The 18,615-nt window shown below is 69.3% G+C and carries 18 protein-coding genes; 14 read left to right on the top strand and 4 right to left on the bottom strand.

Annotated features, from left to right (window positions below):
• Nucleotides 1–169 precede the first annotated feature (169 nt).
• The 7 genes from AC3A6J_RS12485 (at nucleotide 170) to arr (ending at nucleotide 6,764) form a co-directional block, all read left to right on the top strand.
• Nucleotides 170–2,302, top strand: a complete 2,133-nt coding sequence (locus AC3A6J_RS12485) for an acetate--CoA ligase family protein (protein ID WP_487860259.1) — start codon at nucleotides 170–172, stop codon at nucleotides 2,300–2,302.
• Complete coding sequence (locus AC3A6J_RS12480; RefSeq protein ID WP_487860258.1) at nucleotides 2,299–3,060, top strand: SDR family NAD(P)-dependent oxidoreductase; 762 nt, start codon at nucleotides 2,299–2,301, stop codon at nucleotides 3,058–3,060. The genes AC3A6J_RS12485 and AC3A6J_RS12480 overlap by 4 nt, the downstream gene beginning before the upstream one ends.
• On the top strand, nucleotides 3,057–3,440 hold the full coding sequence (locus AC3A6J_RS12475) for a VOC family protein (protein WP_487860257.1): 384 nt from the start codon (nucleotides 3,057–3,059) through the stop codon (nucleotides 3,438–3,440). Before AC3A6J_RS12480 ends, AC3A6J_RS12475 begins: the two co-directional genes overlap by 4 nt.
• Nucleotides 3,437–3,991 (top strand): nuclear transport factor 2 family protein, encoded by a 555-nt coding sequence (locus AC3A6J_RS12470; protein ID WP_487860256.1) that lies wholly within the window; start codon nucleotides 3,437–3,439, stop codon nucleotides 3,989–3,991. The genes AC3A6J_RS12475 and AC3A6J_RS12470 overlap by 4 nt, the downstream gene beginning before the upstream one ends.
• Nucleotides 3,988–5,277 (top strand): SDR family NAD(P)-dependent oxidoreductase, encoded by a 1,290-nt coding sequence (locus AC3A6J_RS12465; RefSeq protein ID WP_487860255.1) that lies wholly within the window; start codon nucleotides 3,988–3,990, stop codon nucleotides 5,275–5,277. Before AC3A6J_RS12470 ends, AC3A6J_RS12465 begins: the two co-directional genes overlap by 4 nt.
• Nucleotides 5,274–6,284 (top strand): Bug family tripartite tricarboxylate transporter substrate binding protein, encoded by a 1,011-nt coding sequence (locus AC3A6J_RS12460; RefSeq protein ID WP_487860254.1) that lies wholly within the window; start codon nucleotides 5,274–5,276, stop codon nucleotides 6,282–6,284. The genes AC3A6J_RS12465 and AC3A6J_RS12460 overlap by 4 nt, the downstream gene beginning before the upstream one ends.
• Nucleotides 6,285–6,368: 84 nt before the next feature.
• Nucleotides 6,369–6,764 (top strand): NAD(+)--rifampin ADP-ribosyltransferase, encoded by a 396-nt coding sequence (gene arr, locus AC3A6J_RS12455; protein WP_487860253.1) that lies wholly within the window; start codon nucleotides 6,369–6,371, stop codon nucleotides 6,762–6,764.
• A gap of 18 nt (nucleotides 6,765–6,782) precedes the next feature.
• Here arr and AC3A6J_RS12450 read toward each other — a convergent pair whose 3' ends face one another.
• Entirely contained in the window at nucleotides 6,783–7,670 is an 888-nt protein-coding gene (locus AC3A6J_RS12450; protein WP_487860252.1) for an NAD(P)-dependent oxidoreductase, read from the bottom strand.
• Nucleotides 7,671–7,765: 95 nt separating this feature from the next.
• Here AC3A6J_RS12450 and AC3A6J_RS12445 point away from each other — a divergent pair, with 95 nt between their 5' ends.
• The 4 genes from AC3A6J_RS12445 (at nucleotide 7,766) to AC3A6J_RS12430 (ending at nucleotide 12,068) form a co-directional block, all read left to right on the top strand.
• Complete coding sequence (locus AC3A6J_RS12445; protein ID WP_487860251.1) at nucleotides 7,766–8,101, top strand: winged helix-turn-helix transcriptional regulator; 336 nt, start codon at nucleotides 7,766–7,768, stop codon at nucleotides 8,099–8,101.
• Between the two features lie 82 nt (nucleotides 8,102–8,183).
• The gene (locus tag AC3A6J_RS12440) at nucleotides 8,184–9,281 is read left to right on the top strand and encodes an acetate/propionate family kinase (RefSeq protein WP_487860250.1); all 1,098 of its coding nucleotides are present in this window, start codon (nucleotides 8,184–8,186) and stop codon (nucleotides 9,279–9,281) included.
• Nucleotides 9,278–11,665 (top strand): phosphoketolase family protein, encoded by a 2,388-nt coding sequence (locus AC3A6J_RS12435; protein ID WP_487860249.1) that lies wholly within the window; start codon nucleotides 9,278–9,280, stop codon nucleotides 11,663–11,665. Before AC3A6J_RS12440 ends, AC3A6J_RS12435 begins: the two co-directional genes overlap by 4 nt.
• Nucleotides 11,666–11,783: 118 nt before the next feature.
• Nucleotides 11,784–12,068: a YlcI/YnfO family protein gene (locus AC3A6J_RS12430; protein WP_487860248.1), complete on the top strand. Its 285-nt coding sequence runs from the start codon at nucleotides 11,784–11,786 to the stop codon at nucleotides 12,066–12,068.
• 81 nt (nucleotides 12,069–12,149) lie between these two features.
• Here AC3A6J_RS12430 and AC3A6J_RS12425 read toward each other — a convergent pair whose 3' ends face one another.
• From AC3A6J_RS12425 to AC3A6J_RS12415, 3 genes are read right to left on the bottom strand one after another with little or no spacing between them, the layout of a single operon-like run.
• The gene (locus AC3A6J_RS12425; RefSeq protein WP_487860247.1) at nucleotides 12,150–12,713 is read right to left on the bottom strand and encodes a GAF domain-containing protein; all 564 of its coding nucleotides are present in this window, start codon (nucleotides 12,711–12,713) and stop codon (nucleotides 12,150–12,152) included.
• Nucleotides 12,706–13,671: a Bug family tripartite tricarboxylate transporter substrate binding protein gene (locus AC3A6J_RS12420; RefSeq protein ID WP_487860246.1), complete on the bottom strand. Its 966-nt coding sequence runs from the start codon at nucleotides 13,669–13,671 to the stop codon at nucleotides 12,706–12,708. The genes AC3A6J_RS12425 and AC3A6J_RS12420 overlap by 8 nt, the downstream gene beginning before the upstream one ends.
• Before the next feature lie 43 nt (nucleotides 13,672–13,714).
• Nucleotides 13,715–15,562, bottom strand: coding sequence for a gamma-glutamyltransferase family protein (locus tag AC3A6J_RS12415; protein ID WP_487860245.1), 1,848 nt, complete (start codon nucleotides 15,560–15,562; stop codon nucleotides 13,715–13,717).
• An 83-nt stretch (nucleotides 15,563–15,645) separates the two neighbouring features.
• Between AC3A6J_RS12415 and AC3A6J_RS12410 the strand changes: the two genes are divergently transcribed.
• The 3 genes from AC3A6J_RS12410 to AC3A6J_RS12400 all read left to right on the top strand — a co-directional run bounded on the left by AC3A6J_RS12410 (nucleotide 15,646) and on the right by AC3A6J_RS12400 (nucleotide 18,568).
• On the top strand, nucleotides 15,646–16,605 hold the full coding sequence (locus AC3A6J_RS12410; RefSeq protein ID WP_487860244.1) for a LysR family transcriptional regulator: 960 nt from the start codon (nucleotides 15,646–15,648) through the stop codon (nucleotides 16,603–16,605).
• Between the two features lie 296 nt (nucleotides 16,606–16,901).
• Complete coding sequence (locus AC3A6J_RS12405) at nucleotides 16,902–17,675, top strand: GSU2403 family nucleotidyltransferase fold protein (protein ID WP_487860243.1); 774 nt, start codon at nucleotides 16,902–16,904, stop codon at nucleotides 17,673–17,675.
• Nucleotides 17,672–18,568 (top strand): LysR substrate-binding domain-containing protein, encoded by an 897-nt coding sequence (locus tag AC3A6J_RS12400; RefSeq protein ID WP_487860242.1) that lies wholly within the window; start codon nucleotides 17,672–17,674, stop codon nucleotides 18,566–18,568. Before AC3A6J_RS12405 ends, AC3A6J_RS12400 begins: the two co-directional genes overlap by 4 nt.
• Nucleotides 18,569–18,615 lie beyond the last annotated feature (47 nt).

Here is an 18,615-nt window from a genome sequence, read left to right as displayed (position 1 = left end):
ATGAAACAGGGCACCACGTTCAGCACGCCAGGCTCCTTCCCCCTCTGGGGGAAGGCTGGGATGGGGGCAGGCACGGCGCTCGCGGGTTTAGCGCCGCTGGCCCCCACCCCCACCCTCCCCCGGAGGGGGAGGGAGCAACTTCGGCTGCGCAGCGCCATGGAAAACTGAAATGCAAATACAAAACGAAGTCGGCCGCGGCCTCGATGCGCTCTTCAGTCCGCGCTCGATCGCGATCTTCGGCGCCTCGGACGACGTGACGAAGATCGGCGGCCGGCCGCTGCAGTTCCTGCAGAAGTACGGCTATCGCGGCGCGATCTACCCGATCAACCGCAAGGGCGGCACGGTGCAGTCGCTGCCCGCGTTCGCGAGCCTTGCCGAGCTGCCGCAGGTGCCCGAACTCGCGGTCATGGCGGTGCCGCCGGAGAGCGTGCTCGAGGCGGTGCGCGACTGCGCAGCGCGCGGTGTGCGCGCGGCGGTCATTCTGTCCTCGGGCTTCTCCGAAATGGGCGAGGCCGGCGCGCGGCTGCAGGCCGAGATCGGCGACGTGGCACGGGCTTCGGGCCTGCGCGTGGTGGGGCCCAACTGCCTTGGCGCGATCGGCGTCGCCGAGCGCAGCATCGCCACCTTCTCGGTCGCGCTCGAATCGGCGTTCCCCGACACAGGCCCCGTGGGCATCGTCTCGCAGAGCGGCAACCTGGGCAGCTACACCATGCGGCTTGCGGTGGAGCGCGGCATCGGCATCAGCCGGCTCCTGACCACGGGCAACGAATGCGATGTGGACATCGCCGACGGCATCGCCTCGCTGGCCGCCGGCCCGGGCACCTCGGTGATCCTGTGCTGCATGGAAACCTGCCGCCACGCGGGCAAGCTGGTGCGCGCGCTCGCGATGGCGCGCGAAGCGGGCAAGCCGGTGATCGTGCTCAAGGTCGGCGTCTCCACCGCGGGCAGCGAGGCCGCCGCTTCGCACACCGGTGCGCTGGCGGGTTCCGATGCGGTCTTCGATGCGGTGCTCGCCAACGCCGGCGCGCTGCGCGTGCCGAGCATCGAGCAGCTCATCGAGGTCGGACATGCGGTTGCGGTGGCCGGCGCCGCGGGTCTTCCGCGCGGCAACCGGGTGGCGCTGGTCACGGCCTCGGGCGGCTTCGGCGTGCTGATGGCCGATGCGGCGAGCGCGCAGGGCCTCGCGCTGCCAAAGCTCGCGGCGGACACGCAGGCGCGCATCGTCGCGGCGCTGCCCTATGCGTCGCCCCGCAACCCGGTCGACATGACGGCGCAGGTCTCGAGCCGGCCCGAGCTGCTGGTGCAGGTGCTGTCGGCCGTGGCCGAGGACCCGGGCTGCGATGCGATCCTGCTGCAGTCGGCCTATGCGTTCCAGATGCCGCGGCTGCGCGACGTGTACCTCGCCGCGCTCGATCAGGTGCGCCGCGACCATCCTTCCAAGCCGATCCTGTTGTGCTGCAAGGCGCCGTGCGACACCCTCGCGCAGCTGCACCGCATGGGCCTTGCCACGGTCGAGACCATCGACGCGGCTTGCGCCACGCTCGCGGCGCTGGTGCGGCTCGGCACGCGCGGTGAGGTCATGCCCGTCGCTGCGGCGCTGCCGCCTGCCGAGCCGCTGCCGGCCGGAGCGTTCGCGAACGAGGCCAACGCCAAGGCGGTGCTTGCGCAGGCCGGTCTTCCGATGTTGAAGGAAGCCGTGGCGACGAGCCGGGAGGCGGCACTCGCTACCGCGCGCGACATCGGCTTTCCGGTGGTGCTCAAGATCGTCTCGCCCGACATCGCGCACAAGACCGAGGTCGGCGGCGTGGTGGTGGGCATCGCCTCCGAAGCGCAGCTGCAGGACGAATACGACGCCCTGCTCGCGCGCGTCGCGCAGAAGGCACCCGGCGCGCGCATCACCGGCGTGCTGGTGGCGCAGATGGCGCCCGCCGGGACCGAGCTGATCCTCGGCACCACGCGCGACCCGGTGTTCGGGCCGGTCGTGATGGTGGGCCTGGGCGGCATCTTCGCCGAGGTGCTGCGCGACGTGGCGCTGCAGCCCGCGCCCGTCACCGAAGACCAGGCACTGCAGATGCTGCGCTCGCTCAAGGCCTTCGCGCTGCTCGACGGCGCGCGCGGCCGGCCGCGTGCCGACGTGGCGGCGGCCGCCCGCGCGGTGGCAGCGCTCTCGCGCTTTGCCGCGCGGCATGCACAAAGCGTTGCCGAGATCGACATCAACCCGCTGGTCGTGCTCGACCAGGGACAAGGCGCCTTCGCGCTCGACGCCCTGCTGGTGCCAGAAGCAACCAAGGACACCCCATGAACGCATCCTCCCTCGAAGGCCGCGTGGCCTTCATCAGCGGCGCGGGCCACGGCATCGGCCGCGCCACGGCGCTCGCCATGGCACGCCTCGGCGCCACCGTCGGCGTCAACGACCTGAAGCCGGAATTCGTCGAAGAGGCCGCGGCCGAGATCCGTGCGCTCGGCGGCAAGGCCATTCCGCTCGCGCGCGACGTGGCCAGCCGCGAGGGCATGCGCGAGGCCGTGCAGCAGCTCGCGCGCGAGGCCGGGCGGCTCGACATCCTCGTCAACAACGCCGCCTGGGTGCGCTACCAGCCGCTGGCCGAGATCACGCCCGAGGTGATGGACCGCATGGTCGAGATCGGCTTCAAGTCGGTGATCTGGGGCATCCAGGCCGCGGCCGAGGCGATGGACCCCGCGCGCGGCGGCGCGATCGTCAACGTGGCCTCGATCGCCGCGTTCAAGTCGCCCGCGCGCTCGGTGGTCTACAGCGGGCTCAAGGCCGGCGTGCTCGGCATCACGCGCGCCGCGGCGGCCGACCTGGGCGCGCGCGGCATCCGCGTCAACGCCGTGGCGCCGGGCGCTGTGCCCACCGAAGGCACCGCCAAGCACCGCAATGCCGAACTCGACGCGAAGCGCATCGCGCGCACGCCGCTGGGCCGGCTCGGCACGGTGGGCGACATTGCCGACGCGATCTGCTTTTTGGCCGGCGACGGCGCGCGCTTCGTCAATGCCGAAGTGATCCGGCTCGACGGCGGCGCCTCGGAGACCTCGCTGTGAGCGCGCCCGTGTCCGCGCATGCGCCCGAGCGGCTGCAGAACGTCTATGTGGTGGCCGATCGGCCGGCCGAGTTGCACGCCTTCTATGCGTCGGCGCTCGGTCTCACGCTGAAGTTTCACGACAAGGACCGCTGGTTCCAGTACGGCGTGGGCAACACCAGCGTGGCGCTGGCCTGCCGCGAAGAAGCCGCACCCGCGACCAGCGGGCTGGTGATGGTGTTCGAGGTCGCCGGCTTCGACGGGGCGCGCGAGCGCATCGAAGCCGCGGGCGGCGAAGTACTCGGCACGCGCGACATGGGCGCGCACGGCGAGGTCATGTCGCTGCGCGATCCCGAAGGCAACGTCGTGCAGCTGTTCCGCCGCGCGAAGGCAGCCGGATGAACCCCGCGGCTGCACTGCAGTCGCTGCTCGACCGCGAGGCCATCCGCGATTGCCTCGCGCGCTACTGCCGCGGCATCGACCGCGCCGACGAAGCGGCGCTGCGCTCGGCCTACTGGGACGACGCGGCCGATTGCCACGGTGCCTGGAACGGCAGTGCGGCCGGCTTCATCGCTCAGGCGCTCGCACGGCTGCGCCAGGGCGGGCGCCGCGTGCACCAGGTGACGCAGGTCGGCATCGAGCTGCATGGCGACGTAGCCGCCGTGGAGAGCGCGTTCTTCGCGTTGCAGGCGCCCGCCGCCACGCCCGCGCAGGAGACTTTTCTCTGCGGGCGCTATGTCGATCGCTTCGAGCGGCGGGGCGGCGAGTGGCGCATTGCGGCGCGCACTGTCGTGTACGACTGGATCGAGGAACGCACTCGCCCCGAGCTCGCGCAGGACGACGCGGCGTTGTTCGTGCAGCGACAGCCCGTGGGTCGCGCGGCCCCGGACGATGCGGTCTATGCGCTGCTGGCGCAGGTGCGCGGCCATGGCGCCGCGGAGGCCGCTGCGTGATCACCGGCGGCGGCGCAGCGCCTTGCGTGCTCGTCACGGGCGCGGCGGCGGGCATCGGCCGCGCCGCCGCGCTGCGCCTCGCACGCGCGGGCTGGCGCTGCCTGCTCGTCGATGCCGACGCGGCGGCACTGCAGCGCCTGCAGGCCGGCTGGCCCGTGGCATGCGCCGCGCCGCAGGCATTCGTCTGCGACCTGACGGACGCGGCGCAGATCGCGCGGCTCGCCGAGGCACTGCCGCCGCTCGATGCGCTGGTCAACAACGCCGGGCGCTCGGCCGGCGGCGCCGACGCGCTCTCGGGCGGCGACGGCGGGTCGGCCGCGCAGTTGCTCGCGCTCAATCTCGTCGCACCCGCACGGCTCGTGCAGGCTTGCGAGCCGTTGCTGCGCCCCGGCGCGCGCATCGTCAACCTTGCCTCGGGCGCGGGCCTGCGCGCCATTCCGTGGCGCGGGCTCTACAGCGCCAGCAAGGCCGGACTGATCGCGCAGACCTTGGCGCTCGCGCGCGCGCGGCCCGACTGGTGCGTGACCGCGCTGTCGCCGGGTTTTGTTCGCACCGAGCTCGTGCAGGGCCTGATCGACAGCGGCCGCCTGCAGCCCGCGCAGGCGGTGGCGAAGATCCCGCTCGGACGCATGGCCGAACCCGAGGACATGGCCGAGGCCCTGTGCTTTCTTGCGAGCCCCGGCGCGCGCCCGCTCTCGGGCCAGTTGCTGGTGCTCGACGGCGGCTCGTCGGTGTATGGCGGCAGCGAACCGCTGCCCGCGGCGATCCGGCCGGCGCTGCCTTTCGATCTGCCCACGGCGCTGCGCTGCATCGACCTGCATGCGCCCACCTGGCGCAGCGCGCTCGATACACGCGAAGCCGCGCCTGTGCGAGCGAGCCGAGCGACCGACACGGTGGCCTACACCGCCGTGCTCGACGGTGCCGCGTTCGACGCTGCACCCGGTGCGGTGCTCGACGCCGCGTTGCGCTCGGCGCGGCGCTTTCGCGCGCAGCATTCAGCGCAGGCCAGCCTCACCCTGCTGCTGCCGGCGCCCTCGACAGACACACCCTGGGCGCAGGCCGGCGACGCGGCCGCCGCGCACATGCTCGTCGACACGCTCGCGGCCGAATGGGGCGCGCACGGCTTGCGCATCAACGCACTGCAGCCCAAACCCGGTGTGGCGGCAAGCGACTGCATGCCGCTGCTCGACTACGTCGCGGGCGCCCGCGCGCAGTTCCTCACCGGCCAGGTGCTGCACCCAGGCGCCGAACGATCCCATACCAACGACAAGGAGACATCGACATGATTCGTCACCCCTCTTCTTCTCTACTTCGCCGCCGCAGCCTGCTGGCCGGCGCCGCCGCTTCGCTGCTCGCGCTGCCGGCACGCGCCCAGGGCCCCGCGCCGAGCGGCGGCTGGCCGCAGCGCCCGATCCGCCTCGTCGTGCCCGGCCCACCCGGCGCGGGCTCGGACATCTTCGCCCGCATGCTCGGCGTGGCGCTGCAGACGGCGCTCGGCCAGCCGGTGGTCGTCGACAACAAGGCCGGCGCCAACGGCCTGATCGGCAACGACGCGGTCGCCAAGGCCGCGGGCGACGGCTACACCGTGCTCTTCACGCCCTCGTCGGCCATCTCGATCAATCCGATCGTGCAGCCGAAGATGCCCTACGACACGCAGAAGGACCTGGTGCCCGTGGCGCAGATCGGCGCCGCAGGCATCCTGCTCATCGCCCATCCGTCCACCGGCTTCAAGTCGCTCGCGGACATGGTGCGCCATGCCAAGGCCAACCCCGACAAGCTCGCCTACGGCTCTTGGGGCAGCGGCTCGACGGGCCATCTGGCGATGGAAGGCATCAAGGCGCACTACGGCCTCGCGATGCCACACGTGCCGTACAAGGGCGCCGCGCAGGTGGTGACCGACGTGCTCGCCAACAACATCGGCGTGGCCTTCGCCGACATCGCCTCGCCCGTGCCGCACATCCGTTCGAACCGGCTGGTGGCGCTCGGCTGCACAGGCTCCGCGCGCGGGCCCGCGCTGCCCGAGGTGCCGACGCTCACCGAGCAGGGCTATCGGTTCGACGTCGACGGGTGGTACGGCGTCTTCGTGCCTGCGGGCACGCCGCGCGAGATCGTCCTGCGCCTGAACCAGGAGATCAACCGCATCCTCGCGACCGACGAAGTAGTGCAGAAGTTTGCGACCCAGAACATGGCGCGCCCGCCGATCAAGAGCGCGGACCAGTTCGCGGCGACGGTGCGGCAGGACATCGAGACCTGGCAGAACCTGGCGAAGGTGGCGAAGCTCAAGATCGATTGATCAGCGCGCGGGCGCGCCGCTGCAGGGTAGGACGCCGCGAGTAAACTCCGCGGCTTTTTCCTTTCTGCAGAGGAGCGACGCGCGATGACTGCCTTGGACACCGGCCCTTTCTTCCACGGCACGCGGGCAGACCTCCAGGTGGGCGACCTGCTCACCGCGGGCTTCCGCTCGAACTACGACGGCCGCGTGGTCATGAACCACATCTACTTCACCGCCTGGCCCAAGGGCGCCGGACTGGCCGCCGAGATGGCGAAAGGCGACGGCCCCGGCCGCGTGTACATCGTCGAACCTACGGGCGCATTCGAAGACGACCCCAACGTCACCGACAAGAAGTTTCCGGGCAATCCCACACGCTCGTACCGCAGCCGGGAGCCGCTGCGGATCGTCGGCGAGCTCGAGACCTGGGAGCGCTTCGATGCGGAATACCTTCGGCAGCTCGAGGAGCACGTACGCGCAGGCAGGGGAGAGATCATCAACTGAATCGCGCCTGCCGCGACCTCATGCGGTGATCGGGCGCATGACCTTGATGATGGCGGCATGCTCTTCTTCACCAAGCCCTGAGCGCACCGCTTCGGAGAAAAGACCTGCGGCAAACCGGGGAAAGGAAGCGCTCAGGCCCGTGTCCGCCGCATGCTGCTCCAGTTTGGCAATGTCGAGCCCCGCGGTTCTCAGCGTGCTCTCAGGACCCGCGAACTTGTTCATCGAGATGAGTTGGCCCATGTGCCTCGCGTCGCCAGCCAGCGCCGGCGCGAAGTCCGCGATGAGTGCACCGAAGTCGGCGACATCAAGTCCTTCGGACTCGCTGATAGCGGCACCATGGCAAAAGCCGATCCAGTGTCCTGCCATATAGGCGAGCACTGACGCAAAAATTGCCGAAGCGAGAGACGGGTCCGCCCCCAGCCATTTGAGTCCGCCGCCCAGTGTTCTGAGAGTAGCCTCTTGCGCACCAAAGACCCGTTCATCGCCGGACATCACGATGGCGGTGGCATCGCCTCCGATCTGGCTCGGCCACGCAAGGATGCCGCCGTCGAGATACTGCACTTCGTTCTTGCCGGCCCAGGCTGCGAGCGCTCGGGCGTCGTTCGGCATGCCGGTGCTGAGTTGCACGAGGGTCTTTCCCTGCCAGAGCTTTTCGGCCGCGGTGTCTTGAACGATGGCGCGCGTCGCCTCATAGCTCGATACACAGACAACGACCACGGGACTCGCCGCAACAGCGGCCGCGACGCTGCCCGCCAGGGAAGCGCCCTTTTCGACGAGCGGCATCGCCTTTGCGGGCGTTCGATTCCAGACGGTCGATGTGCGACCGGCATCGAGGAACGCTCGCGCCAGCGCAGAACCCATCTCACCCATGCCGATGACGGTGACTTCGGTTTCTTGAGTTTGCATTTCATCTCGCTCTGTTGAAGAGCGACGCACTGTAGGTGCAGAATTCAACCGACTCAATGGCTTACCTCGAGGTTAGTCCTCGCAGCGCCCTTCGAATGACCGACCAAGATCTTTCCGCCTGCGGGCTGGGACCCGCACTCTCCGTCATTGCCGGCAAATGGAAGCCGACGATCATCTGGGAGTTGCATCTCGCGCCATTGCGCTTCAGTGCCTTGCGCAGACGCTTGCCCGGCGTCAGCGAGAAGGTGCTGGCGGAGCAGCTGCAAGAACTTGAAGTTCGCGGCGTGGTGCGGCGAACAGCCTATGCGGGGTATCCGTCGCACGTTGAATACTCCCTGACGGACCCCGGCCACGAGCTCAACAAAGCCGTGCATGCCTTGGCACTTTGGGGCAGCGCGTTCGCCCGGGCTGAATTGACGACAGAGCGCTGAATCGCGCCTGCCACTTCGCGCTGGGCGGCGAGCGAGACCATTCCTGACACTTCAGACCGGGTAAGCGGTGCATGATGGCCGCATGACAGGCGATGTGTTGCTCACCTTCAATCCTGGGTCCTCGTCGATCAAGCTCGGCCTGTTTGCGATCGACGCCGGCGCGGCGCGCGTCGTTGCCCGACGCTCTTTCGATGCGCCGCCCGATGCCCTGTCCGGCGTGATCGAGCAGGCGCTGGATTGGGTGAACGATGTCGCGCCGCGCGCACGGCTCATCGCTGCCGGCCACCGCGTCGTGCACGGCGGGGACGCGTTCGACGGCCCGGTGGCGATCACTGCGCACACGCTCGCCCTCATCGAGTCGCTGGCGCCGCTCGCGCCGCTGCACCAGCCGCAGAGCCTGGAGCTGATCCACGCTTTGCGGCGTGCCGCACCGACGCTGCCGCAGTCGGCCTCGTTCGACACGGCCTTCCACCGCAGTCAGAGCCCAGCGTCGCGCCGCTATGCGCTGCCGCGCGCGCTGTTCGGCCAAGGCATCAAGCGCTACGGCTTTCATGGACTGTCGTACCAATTCATCGCATCGCAGCTGCGGCAGCAGCACCCCAGAATTGCCGCGGGCCGGGTGGTGGTCGCGCACCTGGGCAGTGGGGCCAGCCTGTGCGGCCTGCTCGACGGCGCCAGCCGGGAGACCAGCATGGGTTTCTCGACGCTCGACGGCATTCCGATGGCCACGCGCAGCGGCGCGCTCGACCCGGGCGCACTGCTCTACCTGCTCAAGCAGCCAGGTCAGTCGATCGACAAAGTCGAAGACATGCTCTATCACCACTCGGGCCTGGCAGGCCTCTCCGGTATTTCGGGCGACGTGCGCATACTGCTCGCGAGTGACGCGCCCGAGGCACGCGAAGCGCTTTCGCTGTATGCACTGCGAATCGCGCGCGAAGTCGCCGCCATCGCCACGACGCTCGGCGGGCTCGATGCACTCGTTTTCACAGCCGGGATCGGGGAGAACCAGCCGGCCGTGCGTGACGCCGTGTGTCGCCATCTCGCCTGGCTCGGCGTGGCGCCCGAGCCCTCGGCCAGCCGGATCGCCGTGTTCGTCATGCACACCGACGAAGAGCAGGTGATCGCCGACGAAGCCTGCCAAGTGCTTTCTCTTCATCAAACCACCGGAGCCTCCCCATGACCCGTCCACCTGAAGGCGCCCCACCCGAAGACTTCACCCTCCTCGACGCCTGGTGGCGCGCCGCCAACTACCTGTCGGTCGGCCAGATCTACCTGATGGACAACCCGCTGCTTCAGCGGAAGCTCGAACTGGCGCACATCAAGCCGCGGCTGCTCGGCCACTGGGGAACGACACCGGGCCTGAACTTCATCTACGCCCACATGAACCGCGCGATCGTCGCGCGCGACCTCGATGCGCTTTTCGTCGCGGGCCCCGGCCACGGCGGCCCCGGCGTCGTGGCCAACACCTGGCTCGAAGGCACCTACAGCGAGGTCTATCCGGACGTCAGCCTCGACACGGCCGGCATGCAGCGGCTCTTCACCCAGTTCTCCTTTCCCGGTGGCATTCCGAGCCATGTCGCACCCGAAACCCCGGGGTCGATCCACGAAGGTGGCGAGCTGGGCTACTCGCTGCTGCACGCCTACGGCGCCGTGTTCGACAACCCGGCGCTCATCGCCTGCTGCGTGATCGGCGACGGCGAAGCCGAGACCGGCGCCCTCGCGGCGAGCTGGCACTCCAACAAGTTTCTCAATCCCGCGCGCGACGGCGCGGTGCTGCCCATCCTGCACCTCAACGGCTTCAAGATCGCCGGCCCGACAGTGCTGGCGCGCATCGGCGACGACGAGCTCGCCCAGCTGATGCGCGGCTACGGCCACGAGCCGCATTTCGTTTCCGGCGATGACCCCGAGACGATGCACCGCGCAATGGCGCTGGCGCTCGACACGGCGCTCGACGTGATCCGTGCGATCCAGACCGAGGCGCGCGCAGACGGCTTCACCCGCCGGCACCGCTGGCCGATGATCGTGCTGCGTTCGCCCAAAGGCTGGACCGGGCCGAAGGTGGTGGACGGCGTTCCGATCGAAGGCACGCAGCGCGCGCACCAGGTGCCGTTGACCGGCTTCGCGCAGCGCCCGGCACACATCGGCTTGCTCGAAGACTGGATGCGCAGCTACCGCCCCGAGGAGCTGTTCGACGCCCAGGGCGCGCTCCACGCCCGCATCGCGGCCATCGCGCCGCGGGGCGCGCGCCGAATGAGCGCCAATCCGCACGCCAACGGCGGCGTGCTGCTTCGCGATCTCAAGCTGCCGGATTTTCGCGAGCATGCCGTGTCGGTCGAGTCTCCAGGCGCCTCGCTCGGCGAGGCCACCCGCGTGCTTGGCGGCTTCTTGCGCGAGGTGATGCGGCGCAACGAGGAGCAGCAGAACTTCCGGGTCATGGGGCCGGACGAGACCGTGTCGAACCGCCTCGGTGCGCTCCTCGAAGTGACCGGCCGGACTTCGACGGCACGCATCGAGCCGACCGACGACCACGTTGCGCCCGACGGCCGCGTGATGGAAGTGCTCAGCGAACACCTGTGCCAGGGCTGGCTCGAGGGCTATCTGCTGACCGGGCGCCACGGCTTCTTCTCGTGCTACGAGGCCTTCATCCACATCATCGATTCGATGTTCAACCAGCATGCCAAGTGGTTGAAGGTGACGCGCCAGATCGGCTGGCGACGCCCCATCGCCTCGCTCAACTACCTCTTGACCAGCCATGTCTGGCAGCAGGACCACAACGGCTTCAGCCACCAGGACCCTGGCTTCATCGACCATGTGGTCAACAAGAAGGCCGAGGTGGTGCGGGTCTACCTGCCGCCGGACGCGAACACGCTCCTGTCGGTAGCGGACCATTGCCTGCGCAGCCGCAACTACGTGAATGTGATCGTCGCGGGCAAGGCGCCCGCGCCGCAGTGGCTCGACATGGAGGCTGCCGTGCGGCATTGCAGTGTCGGCCTGGGGATCTGGGAGTGGGCCAGCAGCGATGCCGGTGTCTCGCCCGACGTGGTGATGGCCTGCGCCGGCGACGTGCCCACGCTCGAGACCATGGCGGCGGTCGACCTGCTGCGAACGCACCTGCCGGAGCTCAGGGTGCGGGTGGTGAACGTGGTCGACCTGATGGCGCTGGAGTCGCCGTCAGCGCATCCCCATGGCCTGTCGGATGCGGTGTTCGATTCGATTTTCACGGTCGACAAGCCCGTGATCTTCGCGTTCCACGGCTATCCGGCGTTGATCCACCGGCTGACGTACAAGCGCACCAACCACGGGGGTTTTCATGTCCACGGCTACCAGGAAGAAGGCACCACCACGACGCCCTTCGACATGACGGTGCTGAACCACCTCGACCGCTTTCACCTCGCGGCCGACGCGATCGACCGCGTGCCGCGCCTGACGAACAGTGCGGCGCACGTGCAGCAGCACCTGCGCGACCGGTTGCTGGCGCACCGGGCCTACGTTACCGCCAAGGGCGAGGACATGCCCGAGATCGCGGGGTGGCAATGGCGCAGCCGGGACGTGGCAAGGGACTGACGGGGGCGCAGGCACAACCTGAACGCCGCGACAGACATTCGTGGCGTGGACAGGGCACTGAAGTTGGCTTCAAGAGGTGACACTGGCCGAGCATTGCCAATGCGCTACGCTCGTAGCTATGAAAGCATGCACGTTGCCTACCGTTCGCGTTGAGCCGGAACTTCGGGCCGAGCTCGAATCGGTCCTGGGCAAAGAGGAAACCATCAGCACCTTCGTGGCAGATGCCGTGCGCCGGGCGGTGAACTTCCGTCGCGTCAAGACGGACTTCCATGCGCGCGGGGAGGTCGCTTGGCAGGGCTATCTGCGCAACGGCGTTTCACACCCCGTGGACGAAGTGTTCGACCGCGTTCAAGCCCGCATTGATGCACGACGCCGCGAATTGCAAAGCGCCAGCAGCAAGTGACAGAGTTGTTCGGGGTTGAGATGACCTCACATGCCGAGGACGGGCTATGTGGCTCCTACGAAATCCTCCCAGCTCGGCAAGTCAGGGTCTTGGCCGTCCGTCATCAGCGCGAAGAGGACTACCACTGAGCACCCATGGCGTCGCCAGCAGCGCCATCAACTCCACCAACGCAATCTCCTGCGCCTGCCACGCCGGCCGCACCCCCAGCAGGTTGAAGGTCGCACGGCAGCGCCCGCGCGCATCGAGGAGCGGCACGTTGATCACCGTCCGCAGCCCCAGCGCCGCGATGCGCGCGTGGTCGTCGAACACCTCGCGCAGCGCCGCTTCGCCCTCGCCCACGTAGAGCTCGCCGCGGCGCAGCAGCTGGCGCGTCCACGGCGTCATGGCCTTGCGCTTGCGGCCGCCGACCGGGTAGGCCGCGGGGTCCGAGGTCCACACGCGCTGCAGCTCGACGGTCTCGTCGCCCTCGTCCGGAGCAGGCGATGCGTCGACGTTCACCGTGAGCAGCCCATCGCCGAGCTGCTGCCTGCGCACCCCGTCGATGCAACGCAGCGCCGCAGCCATGTCGCCCGCGCGCGGGAGCTCGTGCGTGAGCGCGCGGCACACCGCCAGCGGCAGGCACAACAACGTTTCCCCTTCACTCATTCTTGATGCCCAGCTCGCGGATCATCTTGCCGTAGCGGTCGGCGTCGCTGCGCAGCACGGCGGCAAATTGCTGCGGCGTGCCCTTCACGATCTCCACGCCCATCGCGTCCATGCGGCTGCGCACCTCGGGCTGCGCGAGCGCCTTGTTGATCTCGTCGTTGAGCCGCACGACCAGCGCCTCGGGCATGCCGGCCGGGCCGAAGGCGCCATACCACACGCCGAGCGCGTAGCCCGGCAGCGTTTCCGCCACGGTGGGCGCATCGGGCAGCAGCGGCGAGCGCTGGGCCTCGGTCACGCCGAGCAGGCGCAGCTTGCCGGCCTTGACGTGCGGCAGCGTCTGCGTGCCGGCCGAGAACAGCACCTGCGTCTGGTTGGCCACCGTGTCGACCACCGCGGGCGCGCCGCCCTTGTAGGGCACGTGCAGCATCTGGATGCCGGCGGCCTTTTCGAACAGCACCGCGCTCAGGTGGTTGGTCGAGCCCGGGCCCGCCGAGGCATAGGCGAGCTTGCCGGGGTTGGCCTTGGCATAGGCGACGAACTCCTTCACGTTGGCCGCCGGCACCGCGGGGTTGACGACCATGGTGTTGATCACGTTGGCCATCTGCGCGATGGGCGTGAAGTCTTCCACGCCGCGGAAGGGCATGGAAGGCATGAGCGCGGGGTTCATGGCGTGCGTGCTCATCGAGCCGATGAGCAGCGTGTAGCCGTCGGGCTTGGCCTTGGCGACGTAGTTGGAGCCGATGTTGCCCGACGCGCCGGCGCGGTTGTCCACGATCACGGTCTGGCCCAACGATTTGGTGAGCTGCTCGGCCAGCGAGCGCGCGAGGATGTCGGTCGAGCCGCCGGGCGCCCAGGGCACCACCAGCGTGATCGGCCGCTCGGGCCATTGGGCGGCGGCAAGCGTGGCAAAGCCGCAGAGCGTGACGAGTGCGATGCCGCGGCGAATGATGGAAATCATGGAAAGTCCTCCTTGTTGAAAATCTGTGGTGTGGCGGCAGCGCTCAGCGCCCGACCGCGTAGCCCTGCATGCCGCGCGGATTGGCAGCGGCGCGCAGCACGAGGCGGCCCTCGGCATCGCGTTCGCGGCTGCAGGCCGACATGCGGCCTTCGGACCAGGGCTCGCCGACCTGCACGCCGTGGCCGCGCGCGCGCAGCGCATCGAGCACCTCGGGCGCGAAGCGCGATTCGGCAGTGAGCCGGTTCAGCGTGGTCGCGCGCGGCCAGAACGACGCCGGGAAATGGTCGACATGCCAGGCCGGCGCATCGATCGCCTCCTGCAGGTTCATGCCGTGCACCGCATGGCGCAAGAAGAACGCCGTCGACCACTGGTCCTGCTGGTCGCCACCCGGCGTGCCGAACACCATGTAGGGCTCGCCGTTGCGCAGCGCGAGCGAGGGCGAGAGTGTGGTGCACGGCGGCACGCCGGGCGTCACCGTGTTGGCCAGGCCCTCGTCGAGCCACGTCATCTGCAGCCGCGTGTTGATCGCGAAGCCGAGCGACGGCACCACCGGGCTCGACGAGAGCCAGCCGCCCGAAGGCGTGGCCGCCACCATGTTGCCGTGGCGGTCGATCACGTCGATGTGGCAGGTGTCGCCCACGAACACTTCGCGCTCGGCCCACTCGGCCACCGGCGGCAGCGCCGCAAAGGTCGGCTCGCCGATGCCGAAACGGGTGTCGGCCGTGCGCAGCGTGCGCACGGCGGCGTCGAGGTCGGGCAGGCGCGGCGCCATGCCGAGCGGCGCGCCGGGCGCGAGCTGCTGCGACGCCGTGTCGCCGATCGACTGCCAGCGCGCGCGCAGGTAGTCGTCGGACAGCAACGCAGCCTGCGCCTCGCGCGAGGCGCCGGGCGCGCTGCCGTACCAGGCCAGGCGATCGGCCAGCGCCAGCTTGGCGGCTTCGGCGATGCGGTGCACGAAGCCTTCGGTGTGCGGCGCGTGCTGCGCAAGGTCGGCATGACGCAGCATGCCGATCTGCTGCAGGAAGGCCGGGCCCTGGCTCCAGAAGCCGCACTTGGCCAGCGTGTAGCGGCCGAACGCGACCGTGAGCGGAGCCTCGACCGTGGGCTGCCATCCGGCCATGTCCTCGTAGCGCAGCAGGCCCGCATGGTCGGCGCCAGTGGTGTCGCGCACCTTCGTCGTGCGGTAGTACGCATCGATCTCGCGCGCCACGAAACCCTGGTACCAGCAACGCAGCGCGGCGTCGATGGTGCCGGTGCGGCTGTCGCCGCCCTCGCGCTCGGCCGTCTGCAGGATGCGCTCGTAGGTGGCTGCAAGCTGCGGCTGGCGGAACAGCGCGCCCGGCATCGGCACCTTGCCGTCCGGCAGCCACACCGCCGCCGAACTGGGCCAATGTTCGCGAAACAGCGACTGCACCGCGACGATGGCCTGCACCGCACGCGGGATCAGCGGACAGCCGTCGCGCGCATAGGCGATCGCCGGCGCCAGCACGTCGGCCAGTTGCCAACTGCCGTGGTCGCGCAGCATCGTGAGCCAGGCGCCGAAGGCACCGGGCACCGTGGCGGGCAACAGGCCGATGCCCGGCACCTGCTCGAGCCCCAGCCGGCGAAACGCCGCGGCCGAGGCCTCGGCCGGTGCCACGCCCTGGCCGCAGACCGACTGCATGCGCCGCTCTTTCTCGGTCCACAGCAGGATCGGCACTTCGCCGCCCGCGCCGTTGAGGTGCGGCTCCACCACCTGCAGCACGAAGCCGCCGGCCGCGGCCGCGTCGAAGGCATTGCCGCCACGTTCGAGCACGCCCATGGCGGTCTGCGCGGCCAGCCAGTGGGTGGCGGCCGCGACGCCCTGCGTGCCGACGATCTCGGGGCGGGTGGTGAAGCTGTTGCTGTTCATGGCGCAATTCTGGACGCATGAAATAGGCCAATGCACATGAAATGCTATGGATGCATGCATCGATTGCTATGCTCGCGTCGACCATGCCACCCGCAACAGCCCTGCCCTCCACCCCCTCCGACGCCTTCGCGCTGCGCCTCGAGACGCGCCTGAAGCTGCGCCACTACGTGCTGCTGCTCGCCGTCGAGCGGCACCGCTCCATCACGCGCGTGGCCGAGCAGCTCTCGCTGGCGCAGCCCACGGTGACACGGGCGCTCGCCGACGTGGAAGACATCTTCATGACGCCGCTCTTCGTGCGCAGCCGCCGCGGGCTCGAGCCGACGATGGCCGGCGAGGTGGTGCTCGCGCGCGCACGGCTCGCGGTGGCCGACAGCCGCGCGCTGCAGCAGGAACTGCACGCGGTCAACGGCGCCGGCCTGCAGGGGCGGCTGCGCATCGGCGTCATTCCCTATGCCGCCACCCAGACGCTCGACGCGGCCTGGCAGCACCTGTTCGCGCAGCAGCCGCGCATCGCGCTGCTGGCGCACGAAGACACCACGCACAACCTGGTGGTGGCGGTGCGCCAGCGCGCGCTCGACTGCGCCATCTGCCGCTTCTCGCACGACAGCACCGACGATGACCTGGTGCAGCGCCTGCTTTACCGACAGGAAGCCTGCGTGGTGGTGTCGAAGGCAAGCGCCGCGCGGCTGGCGCGGCAATCGGCGCTCGACATCTCGCGCCTGGCCGATATGGACTGGATCTTCCCGCCCGCGGACACGCCGATCCGCCAGATGATCGACAGCGTGTTCGCCGCCGCGGGCCGCTGCCTGCCGGTGCCGCTGCTCGAGGCCTACGCGGTGCGCACCGTCGCCTCGGCGATGCAGCACCTGCCGCGCGCGGTTACGGTGCTGCCACGCGACGTGGCCCAGGCCGTGGCCGCCACCGGCGCGGCCGAGGTGTTGCCGCGACCGCTGCCGTGGAGCCTGCCGCCGGTGGGGCTGGCGTGGCTGCGCGATTCGCCGAAGGCGGCGGTGATCGAGGCGCTGGCGGCGGCGTTGCGCTGAGCGCGCATGGCCAAACGGAGAACGCAACTCATTGATCTATAAGGCTTTTCACTGTATCTTTCAAAAACCCAGGAATACAGTGAAATGCCCGGAATCATTGAAAACAGCGAAAGCCAGAAGCGGCAGTACATCGACGCGGAGAGCGTCTTCGATGAACTTCGCCGGGTGCGGAAGGCGGCCGCGCAAACGCGTGGCGGGATGATCTGGCGAGAGATTTCCGGGGAAAGTACCTCATCCGGACCTCGCCCAAGGGCGCCCACAAGTCCCTCGGACCCGAGAGCCCCGAAACGCGGAAGATGTTCGAGACCTTCAGCGAGCGCAAGGCAGCGAATGCCGAACGCCTGGCGGCCATCGAGCGTACCGCCGAAGAACAGCGGCGACTCAACCGCGCCTTGCGCGTGGGGCGCGTTCCACCGATCGTCGTCAAGGTGCTGAACGCACTCGACGCGGCCGGGCTGTCGGAACACTTCACCGTCGTCGGGACGCATTCGCTCTATGCCTACGAGAGTGCCAGCGGCGTGCGCCTTGCGCCCGAGGCGATGGCCACGCGGGACATCGACCTGCTCTTCGACACGCGAAAGCGCCTGGCGTTTTTCTCACGGATGAAGGAAGCCGACGCGTCGTTCCTCGGCCTCTTGAAAAAGGTCGACAAGTCTTTCGAACGCCTCGACGACCGCAAGGAGACCGTGCGCAATGCCGAGGGCTTCGAGGTCGACGTGATCCGGCGCATGGCCCAGGAAGACGATCCGCATCCGCTGCGCCTGAGCGAGCACGAGGACGATTTCTGGGCCGTTCAGCCTTCCACAGGGGAGCGCATCCTCGCTTCGCCGCGCTTCAGCCAGATGGTCGTGGCCACCAGCGGCGAGATGGCGCTGATGCACACCATGCACCCACTGGACTTCGTGCAGATCAAGCGTGTGCTGGCCGCCTATCCCTCGCGCGATCCGCTCAAGGTGACGAAGGATCGGCTGCAGGCCGGCCTGGTCGAGGCGCTCGTCCGCACGCACATGCCGCAGTGCGCGCGCCCCGATGCGCCTGCCGGCCAGACCGTGCAGGGACTGCCCCGATGAAATTCAAGGAAATCGACGCCTTCCGCGCCGTGATGCGCTCGGGCTCCATGACGGCGGCGGCGGCCGACCTCTACACCTCGCAGCCCAACGTGAGCCGGCTCATCGCGCAGCTCGAGGCCTCCACCGGCCTGGTGCTGTTCACGCGCAGTGCGGGGCGGCTCACGCCGACCGAGGAAGGCATGGCCTTCCTGCGCGAGGTGGACCGCGCCTTCGTCGGACTCGACGCGCTCAAGGACGCGGCGCGCAACATCCGCCAGTTCGGCAAGGGCCGGCTGCGCATCGCCACTGTGCCTTCGCTCGCGATGACGGTGTTGCCGCTGGTGCTGCAGCGCTTCCATGCCGACCATCCCGAAGTGACCGTTGCGATGGACACCGGCAGCTCGCAGCTGGTGGCCGAATGGGTCGGCACGCGCGTGTGCGACCTGGGCTTCGTGTCGTACCTGCCGCCCGGCGCGATGACCGATGCGCATGCGGTGTGCGACGTGAACGGCTGCTGCGTGCTGCCGCCGGGGCACGCGCTCGCGGCGAAGGCGGTGATCGGGCCGGCCGACCTGGCGGGCGAGTCGTTCATCTCGATGGCGCATGGCGACGGGCTGCGCGCGGCGGTGGATGCCGTCTTCGCGGACAACGACCGCCGCATCATGCATTTCGAGACGCCCTATGGCGCCACCATCTGCCAGATGGTCGGGCTGGGCCTCGGCGTGAGCATCGTCAATCCGCTGGTCGCGCGCAGCTATCGCCACACCGGCATCGTGGTGCGCCCCTTCGCGCCGCAGGTGCCCTTCGTGAGCTACCTGCTGCAGGCGCGCCACCGGCCGTTCAATGCGCTGGTCGACCGCTTCCAGGCGCTGGCCGGCGAGGTCATCGCCGAGGAACTCCGCGCGCTCGACTGACCTCGGGCGGCCGCAGAGCCCATACGGTTTTCGTATGGGCGCCTGAC

This window comes from Variovorax sp. Soil_C_39, assembly GCF_057656815.1.
Note: the sequence above shows the minus strand (reverse complement) of the source record. Positions and strands in the feature narration are given on the sequence as shown.

Bases quoted from the DNA above. Each gene is read 5' to 3' on its own strand.
- AC3A6J_RS12485 (WP_487860259.1), top strand. From the start codon at position 170: ATGCAAATACAAAACGAAGTCGGCCGCGGCCTCGATGCGCTCTTCAGT.
- AC3A6J_RS12480 (WP_487860258.1), top strand. From the start codon at position 2,299: ATGAACGCATCCTCCCTCGAAGGCCGCGTGGCCTTCATCAGCGGCGCG.
- AC3A6J_RS12470 (WP_487860256.1), top strand. From the start codon at position 3,437: ATGAACCCCGCGGCTGCACTGCAGTCGCTGCTCGACCGCGAGGCCATC.
- AC3A6J_RS12460 (WP_487860254.1), top strand. From the start codon at position 5,274: ATGATTCGTCACCCCTCTTCTTCTCTACTTCGCCGCCGCAGCCTGCTG.
- arr (WP_487860253.1), top strand. From the start codon at position 6,369: ATGACTGCCTTGGACACCGGCCCTTTCTTCCACGGCACGCGGGCAGAC.
- AC3A6J_RS12450 (WP_487860252.1), bottom strand. From the start codon at position 7,670: ATGCAAACTCAAGAAACCGAAGTCACCGTCATCGGCATGGGTGAGATG.
- AC3A6J_RS12445 (WP_487860251.1), top strand. From the start codon at position 7,766: ATGACCGACCAAGATCTTTCCGCCTGCGGGCTGGGACCCGCACTCTCC.
- AC3A6J_RS12440 (WP_487860250.1), top strand. From the start codon at position 8,184: ATGACAGGCGATGTGTTGCTCACCTTCAATCCTGGGTCCTCGTCGATC.
- AC3A6J_RS12435 (WP_487860249.1), top strand. From the start codon at position 9,278: ATGACCCGTCCACCTGAAGGCGCCCCACCCGAAGACTTCACCCTCCTC.
- AC3A6J_RS12430 (WP_487860248.1), top strand. From the start codon at position 11,784: ATGAAAGCATGCACGTTGCCTACCGTTCGCGTTGAGCCGGAACTTCGG.
- AC3A6J_RS12425 (WP_487860247.1), bottom strand. From the start codon at position 12,713: ATGAGTGAAGGGGAAACGTTGTTGTGCCTGCCGCTGGCGGTGTGCCGC.
- AC3A6J_RS12420 (WP_487860246.1), bottom strand. From the start codon at position 13,671: ATGATTTCCATCATTCGCCGCGGCATCGCACTCGTCACGCTCTGCGGC.
- AC3A6J_RS12415 (WP_487860245.1), bottom strand. From the start codon at position 15,562: ATGAACAGCAACAGCTTCACCACCCGCCCCGAGATCGTCGGCACGCAG.
- AC3A6J_RS12410 (WP_487860244.1), top strand. From the start codon at position 15,646: ATGCCACCCGCAACAGCCCTGCCCTCCACCCCCTCCGACGCCTTCGCG.
- AC3A6J_RS12405 (WP_487860243.1), top strand. From the start codon at position 16,902: ATGTTCGAGACCTTCAGCGAGCGCAAGGCAGCGAATGCCGAACGCCTG.
- AC3A6J_RS12400 (WP_487860242.1), top strand. From the start codon at position 17,672: ATGAAATTCAAGGAAATCGACGCCTTCCGCGCCGTGATGCGCTCGGGC.